10 protein-coding genes are annotated in these 9,582 nt (G+C 71.9%); 1 reads left to right on the top strand and 9 read right to left on the bottom strand.

Annotated features, from left to right (window positions below; genetic code table 11):
* Positions 1-67: 67 nt before the first annotated feature.
* Genes rlmH through RBXJA2T_RS00230 form a run of 6 tightly spaced genes read right to left on the bottom strand, consistent with a single transcriptional unit; the run spans position 68 to position 4,727 of the window.
* The gene (gene rlmH / locus RBXJA2T_RS00255; protein WP_009855293.1) at positions 68-538 is read right to left on the bottom strand and encodes a 23S rRNA (pseudouridine(1915)-N(3))-methyltransferase RlmH; all 471 of its coding nucleotides are present in this window, start codon (positions 536-538) and stop codon (positions 68-70) included.
* A gap of 1 nt (position 539) precedes the next feature.
* The gene (rsfS, locus tag RBXJA2T_RS00250; protein WP_009855292.1) at positions 540-1,211 is read right to left on the bottom strand and encodes a ribosome silencing factor; all 672 of its coding nucleotides are present in this window, start codon (positions 1,209-1,211) and stop codon (positions 540-542) included.
* Positions 1,212-1,832: a nicotinate-nucleotide adenylyltransferase gene (nadD, locus tag RBXJA2T_RS00245; RefSeq protein ID WP_009855291.1), complete on the bottom strand. Its 621-nt coding sequence runs from the start codon at positions 1,830-1,832 to the stop codon at positions 1,212-1,214.
* Positions 1,829-2,755 carry an oxygen-dependent coproporphyrinogen oxidase gene (hemF, locus tag RBXJA2T_RS00240; RefSeq protein WP_009855290.1) on the bottom strand — a complete coding sequence of 309 codons (927 nt, stop codon included), beginning with the start codon at positions 2,753-2,755 and terminating at the stop codon, positions 1,829-1,831. Before hemF ends, nadD begins: the two co-directional genes overlap by 4 nt.
* On the bottom strand, positions 2,752-4,005 hold the full coding sequence (gene purD / locus RBXJA2T_RS00235) for a phosphoribosylamine--glycine ligase (RefSeq protein WP_009855289.1): 1,254 nt from the start codon (positions 4,003-4,005) through the stop codon (positions 2,752-2,754). The genes hemF and purD overlap by 4 nt, the downstream gene beginning before the upstream one ends.
* Positions 4,002-4,727, bottom strand: a complete 726-nt coding sequence (locus RBXJA2T_RS00230) for a YebC/PmpR family DNA-binding transcriptional regulator (RefSeq protein ID WP_009855288.1) — start codon at positions 4,725-4,727, stop codon at positions 4,002-4,004. The genes purD and RBXJA2T_RS00230 overlap by 4 nt, the downstream gene beginning before the upstream one ends.
* Positions 4,728-4,937: 210 nt before the next feature.
* On the opposite strand from RBXJA2T_RS00230, the gene RBXJA2T_RS00225 reads away from it, so the two are divergent.
* Positions 4,938-6,455: a helicase HerA-like C-terminal domain-containing protein gene (locus tag RBXJA2T_RS00225; RefSeq protein ID WP_009855287.1), complete on the top strand. Its 1,518-nt coding sequence runs from the start codon at positions 4,938-4,940 to the stop codon at positions 6,453-6,455.
* 13 nt (positions 6,456-6,468) lie between these two features.
* On the opposite strand, the gene RBXJA2T_RS00220 is transcribed toward RBXJA2T_RS00225, so the two are convergent.
* The 3 genes from RBXJA2T_RS00220 to RBXJA2T_RS00210 form a co-directional block, all read right to left on the bottom strand.
* Positions 6,469-6,996, bottom strand: a complete 528-nt coding sequence (locus RBXJA2T_RS00220) for an Lcl C-terminal domain-containing protein (RefSeq protein WP_009855286.1) — start codon at positions 6,994-6,996, stop codon at positions 6,469-6,471.
* A gap of 66 nt (positions 6,997-7,062) precedes the next feature.
* Entirely contained in the window at positions 7,063-8,589 is a 1,527-nt protein-coding gene (locus RBXJA2T_RS00215; protein WP_009855285.1) for an alkaline phosphatase, read from the bottom strand.
* A 110-nt stretch (positions 8,590-8,699) separates the two neighbouring features.
* Positions 8,700-9,582 (bottom strand): chorismate transformation FkbO/Hyg5 family protein (locus RBXJA2T_RS00210; RefSeq protein WP_009855284.1); only part of this gene is annotated, 883 nt, incomplete at its 5' end.

Here is a 9,582-nt window from a genome sequence, read left to right as displayed (position 1 = left end):
GNGNGNGCTCGTGGCGCGCAGGCACCCTCACCCCTGCCCTCTCCCGCCTTGCGGGAGAGGGAGCCGGTCATTCGCGGTGGTAAGGGTGGCCGGTGGCCAGCGTCCAGGCGCGGTACAGCGCCTCGGCGAGCAGCACGCGCGCGAAGGCGTGCGGCAGCGTCAGGTCCGACAGGCGCAGCGTCTCGTCGGCGCTGGCTTTCAGCGCCGGGTCCAGCCCGTCGGGGCCGCCGATCAGCAGGGCCACGTCGCGGCCTTCGCCACGCCAGTGGGTGACACGTTCGGCCAGCTTGACGGTGTCCAGCCGCGTGCCGCGTTCGTCGAGGATCACGCGGCGCACGCCACGCGGCAGCGCCGCCTCGAAGCGTGCGGCTTCGGCGGCCATGCACTGCGCGGCGGTCTTGCCGCCGGTGCGCGGCTCGGCTTTCAGCGCCTTCAGCTCCAGCCGCATCTCGGGCGGGAAGCGTTTGGCGAAATCGGCCCAGGCCTCGTCGGCCCAGGCCGGCTGGCGCTGGCCCACGGCCACGACCAGCAGCTTCACCTCAGCGTGCGGTCTTGCGCGCGGCGGTCTTGCGCGCCGGGGCCTTGGCGGCCGGCTTGGCGGCCGGCTTGCGCGGCGCCGCGGCCTTCTTCGCCGCCGGCTTCTTCGGCGTGCCGACCTTCACGGTCGACACCGGCAGGCCGGCGTCGGCGTCGCGGCGCGCGGTCTTGCGCGCCGGCGCCTTGGCGGCCGCCTTCTTGGCCGCCGGGCGTGCGGCCTGGCGCGCCGCCACCTTGTCGGCGGCCTTCTTCTTGGCCGCCTTCTTGGCTGCGGGCTTCTTCGGCGCCTCGTCCATCGGCTCGGAGGCCTTGACGAGGCCGCCGCCGGTGGCACCGAGCTTCACGCGCACCGCCTTGCCGCCCCAGATCTCCTCGAGGTGGTAGTACTCGCGGATGGCGGGCTGCATGATGTGCGCGACCGCCTGGCCGCAGTCGACGATGATCCACTCGCCGTTGTCCTCGCCCTCGGTGGACAGGACTTCCATGCCGCGGGCCTTGACGGTCTCGCGCACGCTGGAGGCCAGCGCCTTGGTCTGACGGTTGCTGGTGGCCGTCGCGATGATCACGCGCTCGAACAGCGGCGACAGGGCCTCGGTGTTGAAGACGGCGATGTTCTGCGCCTTGACGTCTTCCAGGCCATCGACGATGGCCCGTTGCAGCTTGCGAATGTCCATTCAGCTCCCGGATGCGGCCCGGTAAAGGGCGTGCTGGTCAATATAGCGTGCCACCTGCGGCGGCACCAATTCGGTGATGTCCAGGCCGTTGGCGGCCCGGCGGCGGATTTCGGTGGCCGACACGTCGACCGCCAGCGGCAGCAGCGCCAGCGCGTGCGGGTGGCGCGCCACCTCGACATCGGCCACCAGCGCGACGCCCGGCCGTGCGGCGACGGCCAGTTCGACCCGCGCGAGCAGCTCGCGCCAGCCGTTCCAGGTGTGCAGCCCGGCGTACTGGTCGGCGCCTATCAGCAGCACCCAGCGCACACCGGGCTCGCGCCGCTGCAGCTCGCGCACGGTGTCCAGCGTGTAGCTGGGCCCCGGGCGCTCGATCTCGAGGCGGTCGACGGCGAAACGCGCTTCGCCTTCGACCGCCGCTTCCAGCATCGCGACACGGTGCTCGGGCGCCGACAGCGCCCTCGCCTTCTGCCACGGCTGGCCGACCGGCACCCACAGCACGCCGTCCAGCGCCAGCTGTTTCATCGCCTCGTGCGCCAGCGCGACGTGGCCGCGGTGCACGGGGTCGAAACTGCCGCCGAACAGGCCGATGCGGCGGCCGGCGGCCGCGGGCGCGTGCTTCACTCGGCGAGCCAGTCGCGCGGACGCAGGAAGTCGGTGTACAGCCGCGCCTCGGGCGTGCCGGGCTCGGGCTTGGCGTCGTAGCCCCAGTGCACGACCGGCGGCATCGACATCAGGATGCTCTCGGTGCGCCCGCCGCTCTGCAGTCCGAACAGCGTGCCGCGGTCCCAGACGAGGTTGAACTCGACATAGCGCCCGCGGCGCAGGCACTGGAAGTCGCGTTCGCGTTCGCCGTAAGGCGTGTCGCGGCGCCGGCGCACGATCGGCAGCCAGGCGTCGAGAAAGGCCTCGCCGACCGAACGCACCATCGCGAAGTCGGCGTCGAAGCCGCCCTCGGCGAAGTCGTCGAAGAACACGCCGCCGATGCCACGCGGCTCGTCGCGGTGCTTCAGGTAGAAGTACTCGTCGCACCAGCGCTTGAAGCGCGGGTACTTGTCCTCGCCGAAGGGTGCCAGCGCGTCGCGGCAGACGCGGTGGAAGTGGCGCGCGTCGTCCTCGACGCCGTAGTACGGCGTCAGGTCCATGCCGCCGCCGAACCAGCTGACCGGCGCGCGGCCTTCGGGGAAGGCGGCGAACAGGCGCACGTTCATGTGCGTCGTCGGCACGTGCGGGTTGCGCGGGTGCATGACCAGCGACACGCCCAGCGCCTCGAAGGGCGAACCGGCGAGCTCGGGCCGGTGCTGGGTGGCCGTCGGCGGCAGCGCCGCGCCCTTGACGTGGCTGAAGTTGCAGCCGCCGCGTTCGATCAGCGGCCCGCCTTCGACGAGCTGGGTCAGCCCGTCGCCTTCGAGCCGGCCGCCGGCCGGGCGCTGCCAGGCGTCACGCAGGAACGGCGTGCCGTCCTCGGCCTCGACCGCGGCGACGATGCGCGATTGCAGCTCCAGCAGCCAGCGGCGCATCGCCGCGGTGTCGACGGCGGCGTTCAATGGCGGATGGCCCGGTGGCCGATGTCGTTGCGCCACTGCGCGCCGTCGAAGGCGATCGCGTGCACGCCTTCCAGCGCCCGCTGCTGCGCCAGCCGCACCGAGTCGCCGAGCGCGGTGACGCAGAGCACACGCCCGCCGCTGGTGACGGTCTGGCCGTCGACGACCTTGGTGCCGGCGTGGAAGACGACGAGGTCCTCGCGTTCGGCCGGCAGCCCGCTGATGACGTCGCCGGCACGCGGTTCGGCCGGGTAGCCGGCGGCGGCCATCACGACGCCGAGCGCGACGCGGCGGTCCCACTGCAGCGCGACGTCGGCGAGCTTGGCTTCGGTGGCCGCCAGCAGCAGTTCGACCAGATCGGTCTTCAGCCGCATCAGGATGACCTCGGCCTCGGGGTCGCCGAGCCGGCAGTTGAACTCCACCGTGCGCGGCTGGCCCTGGGCGTCGATCATCAGCCCGGCGTAGAGGAAGCCGGTGAACGGATGCCCGTCCTTGGCCATGCCCGCCAGCGTCGGCTGGATGATCTCCTGCATCACCTTGGCGTGCACGTTGGGCGTGACCACCGGGGCCGGCGAATAGGCGCCCATGCCGCCGGTGTTGGGGCCGCGGTCGCCGTCGAAGATGCGCTTGTGGTCCTGGCTGGTGGCCAGCGGCAGCACCGTCGTGCCGTCGGCGACGACGATGAAGCTGGCCTCCTCGCCTTCCATGAACTCCTCGATGACGACACGGCCGCCGGGAATGCCCAGCATCGTGTCGATCGCGGCGTGCGCCTCGTCCAGCGTCATCGCGACGACGACACCCTTGCCGGCCGCCAGGCCGTCGGCCTTGACGACGATCGGCGCGCCCTGGGCGTCGACGTAGGCGTGCGCCGCGGCGGCTTCGGTGAAGCTCTCGTAGCGCGCCGTCGGGATGCCGTGGCGCTTCATGAAGTCCTTGGCGAAGGCCTTGGAGCTTTCCAACTGCGCCGCCGCACGCGTCGGGCCGAAGATGCGCAGCCCGCGTGCGCGGAAGACGTCGACGACGCCCGCGGCCAGCGGCGCCTCGGGGCCGACGACCGTCAGCGCCACCTTCTCGGCGACGACGAAGTCGGCCAGCGCCGCCGGGTCCGTGATGGCGACGTTGCGCAGCCGGGCGTCCGCCGCCGTGCCGCCGTTGCCCGGCGCCACGTAGACGTGCTGCACGCGCGGGGACTGCGCGAGCTTCCACGCCAGGGCGTGCTCGCGGCCGCCGCCGCCGATCACGAGAACCTTCATGCTTCGATTTCCGCGTTGTGGAAGACGTCCTGCACATCATCGAGGTCCTCGATGACGTCCAGCAGCTTCTGCATGCGCGCGGCGTCTTCGCCGGCCAGCGCGATGGTGTTTTCGGCGCGCATCGTGACCTCGGCGACCTCCGCCGTCAGCCCCTTGGCTTCGAGGGCGGCCTTCACGGCCTGGAAGTCGGCCGGCGAGGTCAGCACCTCGATCGAGCCGTCCTCGCCGGTGACCACGTCCTCGGCGCCGGCTTCGAGCGCGGCTTCCATCACCGCGTCCTCGCTGGTGCCGGGGGCGAAGATCAGCTGGCCGCAGTGCTTGAACTGGAAGGCCACCGAGCCTTCGGTGCCCAGGTTGCCGCCGTACTTGCTGAAGGCGTGGCGGACCTCGGCGACGGTGCGCACGCGGTTGTCGGTCATGCAGTCGACGATGATCGCCGCGCCGCCGATGCCGTAGCCCTCGTAGCGGATCTCCTCGTAGTTGACGCCTTCGAGGTTGCCGGTGGCCTTGTCGATGTTGCGCTTGACGGTGTCGGCGGGCATGTTGGCCGCCTTGGCCTTGTCGACCGCCAGCCGCAGCCGCGGGTTGGCGTTCGGATCACCGCCGCCTTGGCGGGCGGCGACGATGATCTCGCGGATCACGCGTGTCCAGATCTTGCCGCGCTTCTCGTCCTGGCGGCCTTTGCGGTGCTGGATGTTGGCCCATTTGGAATGTCCGGCCATGGGGGGAATCTCCTGTAGCGCCGTTCGGGGTCGGGGTGACGGAAAGTCGGCGCGCTTCCTCAGCGAAGGGCGCGATTTTAGCGGTGGCCCCCGGGTGCCCCCGGCCCCCGGACGCAAGAGCGGGCGCCGGGGCCGGCGCTAGACTCGCGCGACCCATGCCGGCGTCCTGCCGGCCGCCTCGACAAGACAGCCAGAACCGGGGGCTCCACGATGTCCGAACCGATCCTCGTCGCCCGCCACGGCGACGTCGTCTGCGAGCTGCTGCCCGCGCTCGCCAACCGCCACGGCCTGATCACCGGCGCCACCGGCACCGGCAAGACGATCACGCTGCAGAAGCTCGCCGAGAGCTTCAGCCAACTCGGCGTGCCGGTCTTCATGGCCGACGTGAAGGGCGACCTGACCGGCATCACCCAGCGTGGCAGCGTCTCGCCCAAGCTCGCCGCGGTGCTGGCCGAACGCGGCCTGGACACGCCCGAGCCCTTCGCCTGCCCGACGACGCTGTGGGACGTCTTCGGCGAGCAGGGCCACCCGGTGCGCGCCACCGTCTCCGACATGGGGCCGCTGCTGCTGTCGCGCATGCTGGCGCTCAACGAGACCCAGCAGGGCGTGCTGAACCTGGTGTTCAAGATCGCCGACGACCAGGGCCTGGCGCTGCTGGACATGAAGGACCTGCGCGCGATGCTGCAGCACGTCGGCGAGAACGCGCGCGAGTTCACCACCGAGTACGGCAACGTCAGCAGCGCCAGCATCGGCGCCATCCAGCGCGGCCTGCTGCAGATCGAGGAACAGGGCGGCGACCGCTTCTTCGGCGAGCCGATGCTCGACATCGCCGACTTCATGCAGACCGTGAATGGCCACGGTGTCGTCAACATCCTCGCCGCCGACAAGCTGCTGAACGCGCCGCGCCTGTACGCCACCTTCCTGCTGTGGATGCTGTCGGAGCTGTTCGAGGCGCTGCCCGAGGTCGGCGACCTGGACAAGCCCAAGCTCGTGTTCTTCTTCGACGAGGCGCACCTGCTGTTCAAGGACGCGCCGGCGGTGCTGGTCGAGCGCATCGAGCTCGTCGTGCGCCTGGTGCGCAGCAAGGGCGTCGGCGTCTACTTCGTCACCCAGAACCCGCTGGACGTGCCCGAGACGGTGCTCGCGCAGCTCGGCAACCGCGTGCAGCACGCGCTGCGCGCCTTCTCGCCGCGCGACCTGAAGGCGGTGAAGGCGGCCGCCGAGACGATGCGCGCCAACCCCAAGCTCGGCGACCTGACGACGGCGATCACCGAGCTCGGTGTCGGCGAGGCGCTGGTCAGCTTCCTCGACGCCAAGGGCCGGCCCAGCGTCACCGAACGCGTCTTCGTGCTGCCGCCGGGCAGCCGCATCGGCCCGGTGACGCCGGCCGAGCGCCAGGCGCTGATCGCCGGGTCGCTGGTGGCCGGCGTCTACGAGAAGACCGTCGACCGCGAGTCGGCCTACGAACGGCTGAAGGGCCGCGCCACGACGGCCCCGGCCGCCACCGCCGGCCTGCCGCCGGGCGCCCAGGCACCGGCGGAAGGCGGCGGCCTGCTGGACGGGCTCAAGGACACGCTGTTCGGCAGCACCGGCCCGCGTGGCGGCAAGCGCGAAGGCCTGGCCGAAGCCGCGGCACGTTCGGCGATGCGCAGCATCGGCTCGGCCGTCGGCCGCGAGCTGATCCGCGGCGTGCTCGGTTCGCTGGTCGGCGGCAGCCGGCGGCGCTGAAGGCCGTGGCGGCTCAGCGCCGCCGCGGCGCCGGCAGGTCGCGCACCAGTCGGATCGGGTTGGCGAGGTTGATGTCGTCGCGGGCGGCGTAGCCGTCGCGGAAGTCGACGTAGGCGGCCACGCCGCCGTCGACGTCGCGGCTCCAGAGCTGCGCCTGCGGCGCGTTCGGGAAGAGCTTGAGGTCGGTCGCGGGGTTGACGCAGTCGGCGGCGACCAGGCTGCGCAGCTCGGCCAGCGTCGGCAGCCGCCAGTCGCGGTGCCCGCCCTGCCCGCCGCCGCGGTTGTAGGTGGTGACGAAATCCAGCGCCTGCAGCGCCGGGAACCGCTCGGCCTGGCCGCGCTCGCAGCGCGGGCCGGAGACGCCGACCACGCAGCGCTGCCACTGCAGCCGGCGCTGTGTGTCGACGATGCTGCCGTCGCTGCGCACGACGAGGCCCGAAGGCGCCGGCCGGCCGTCGCGGCAGAGCTGGCCGGCGGCCGCCGGGACGGCCGCCACCAGCAACGCCAGCAGGGCGAGGCGGCGAGTCGAGAAGCTGATCATCGGGAACCCGGTGGAAAAGACGAAAGGGCGCCCCGCGAGGGGCGCCCGGTGCGCCTCGGCGCGGCGTCAGCGGCCCAGCGCCGCCTTGCCGATGCCGAAGATGTCGGTGTTGTCGATGTAGCTGCCGTCGGCGTTGTGGCCGATGCGCGCCGCGAACTGGGCGTCGCGGCCGCGGGCGTACTGGTTCATCTTCTCGGCGTACTTGCCGCGTGCCCAGACACGCACCACCTCGTTGGTGTGGTTGTCGGACCACCAGCGCAGCTGCGGCAGCTGGCCGGCACCGGCGTTGGTGATCGGCTGGAACGCGGTGCTGTCCGAGGCCGTGCCCAGCGGCAGCGCGTTGCCGTGGTCGGTGGTGACGATCAGCAGCGTCTCGTTCCAGTTGCTGTTCTTCTCGACCCAGGCGTTGACCGCGGCGAGCGCGCGGTTGAAGTCGACCTGCTCCTCGATGATGCGGCCGGTCTGGTTGGCGTGCGCCGCCCAGTCGACGGCTCCACCCTCGACCATCAGGAACAGGCCCTTCTGGTTCTTGCCCAGCGCCGCCAGCGCGGCCTTGGTCATGGTCTCCAGCGTCGGCACGGTCGTGTTCAGCGCGACGCCGCTGGGCTGCGCGGCGTCGTTGCCCTTGACCGCGGCCTGGCGCGCCTGCTGCAGCGTCGAGGCCACGCGCGGGATGCCGAAGATCGGGCCGTCGTAGCTCAGCGTGCCGGCGGCGAGCTTCTCGAAGTCGGCCTTGTCGTCGATCAGCTTCCAGGCGGCGGTGGCGCCGGCGGGCTTGAGCGTGCCGGCCTTCAGGCGCTGCCACTCGGTGGCGGCGATGTAGGTGTTGGCGGCGCGGCAGGCGTTGGTGGCGCAGGTCGGGTCGATGTCGGCCCAGGCGCGGCCGTTGTCGTCGTACTCGGGGTGGCCGGCGCCCATCAGCACGTCCAGCGGCCCGGTCTCGAGCATCGACTTGGCGATCGCGTTGTAGGCGTTGCGCGAGGCGTTCTGGGCGCCGAACGCGGCCGGCGTCGCGTGGTTGAACGGCACCGAGGTGATGACGCCGGTGGCCTTGCCCTGCGCGCGCGCGATCTGGGTGATGTACTCGACCGGGTTGCCGAAGTTGTCGACGTTGATCGCGTTGTTGTAGGTCTTGTGGCCGCTGGCCAGCGCGGTGCCGGCGGCGGCCGAGTCGGTGACGTTCTGGCGCAGGTACTGGTAGCCGGCGATCGCGGTCGTGTAGTCGTTGCCGGTCGAGCCGCCGATCCAGCCCGCCGCCGTCACCAGCGTGGTGTCCCAGGCCTTGGCCGGGTCGTAGCTGAGCGTCGTCTCGGCGGTGTCGGTCTTGGTGGTGCTGGTCGTCAGCGGGAAGGTCGTCATGCCCAGGCGCACCGGCATCGCAGCGTAGGCCGGCAGGTCGTTGGCCTTGACGCCGGCCTGCCAGTTGGCGGCCATCTCCCAGGTGTTCCAGCTCGCCCCGTCGCTGATCATGACGATGACGTTCTTCGGCAACGCCGGGCCGTCGTCGTCGTCACCGCCGCCGCAGGCGGAAAGCGAGAACAGCGCGGCCGCCGCGAGCGCGAGGGTCGAGTACCGCTGAAGGCTCTTGTACATGGCTCCCAGGTTCCAGGTGTTGAAGAAACCTGGAACTTAGGGAGCTTGTGTGACGCGGCGTTTCACGCGCCGAGACGGTTCGATGACAGGCCGCGCGCAGGCGGCGCGGATCAGCCGCGCAGCGCCCCGGCCAGAAGCGCGTGGCCCTCGATCTCGACCAGCAGCTCGCGCCGGCAGACGTCGGCCTCGACGTAGACCGCGCCGCGCGCAGCCACCGAATCGGGACCGACGGCGGCCTCGAAAGCCGCCTTCACCACGGCGAGATCCTCGGGATGGCGCAGGTAGACGACGCAGTCCAGGTCGGCCGGCGACACCGCCGCCGCACCGCGGGCGCGCGCCTGCTCGCACAGCGCGTCCAGGTTGCGCAGCGTCTCGGCGAGCTGGGCCCGCACGTCGCCTTCGTGCACCGAACGTTCGCCGACGATGCTGGCCGTGCCGCTGACGAAGAAGGCCAGCCGGCCGTCGCCCGCGTCGGCCAGCGCGGCGCGCGAGAAGTTCGGGCTGCGCGGGCCGAAACGCTGCGAATAGCGGTACGGCGCCACCTGGCGCGGGTTGTCCAGCGGCCGCACCGCGCCGCGCGAGGCCAGGAAGCGGATCGCCAGCGTGCCTTCGTGCGGGCCCAGCGCGCAGGCCGCCGGCGCGCCTTCGAAGGCGTCGAAGCCGGCTTCGGAGAAGGCACGGAAGCGGCCGACGTTGAACTGGCGATAACGCTCCAGCCCGCCGCCGTCGTCGTTGATGCGCGGCAGGAAGTTCCAGACCTTGACCAGCGGCGGCCGGCCGCGTGCGTCCAGCACCTCGAACAGGTCGCGGTAGGCCTGCCACGAGGCGTCGGTCAGGTCGGCCACCGCGTCGGGCAGGTCCAGCCAGCCGTAGAGCCAGTGGCCGTCGTCGCGCCAGTGCACCGGGCCGAAGCGGCCGCTGTCGGGCGCGCCGGCGCTGAACAGGTCGACGACCGGCGCGGCCGGCGCCAGCAGCCGCGCCGCCAGGCCCGGG

It is taken from the genome of Rubrivivax benzoatilyticus JA2 = ATCC BAA-35 (assembly GCF_000190375.1).
Lineage (GTDB): Bacteria > Pseudomonadota > Gammaproteobacteria > Burkholderiales > Burkholderiaceae_C > Rubrivivax > Rubrivivax benzoatilyticus.
The sequence above is the reverse complement of the archived record's forward strand: the minus strand, read 5'-3'. Positions and strand labels throughout refer to the sequence as shown.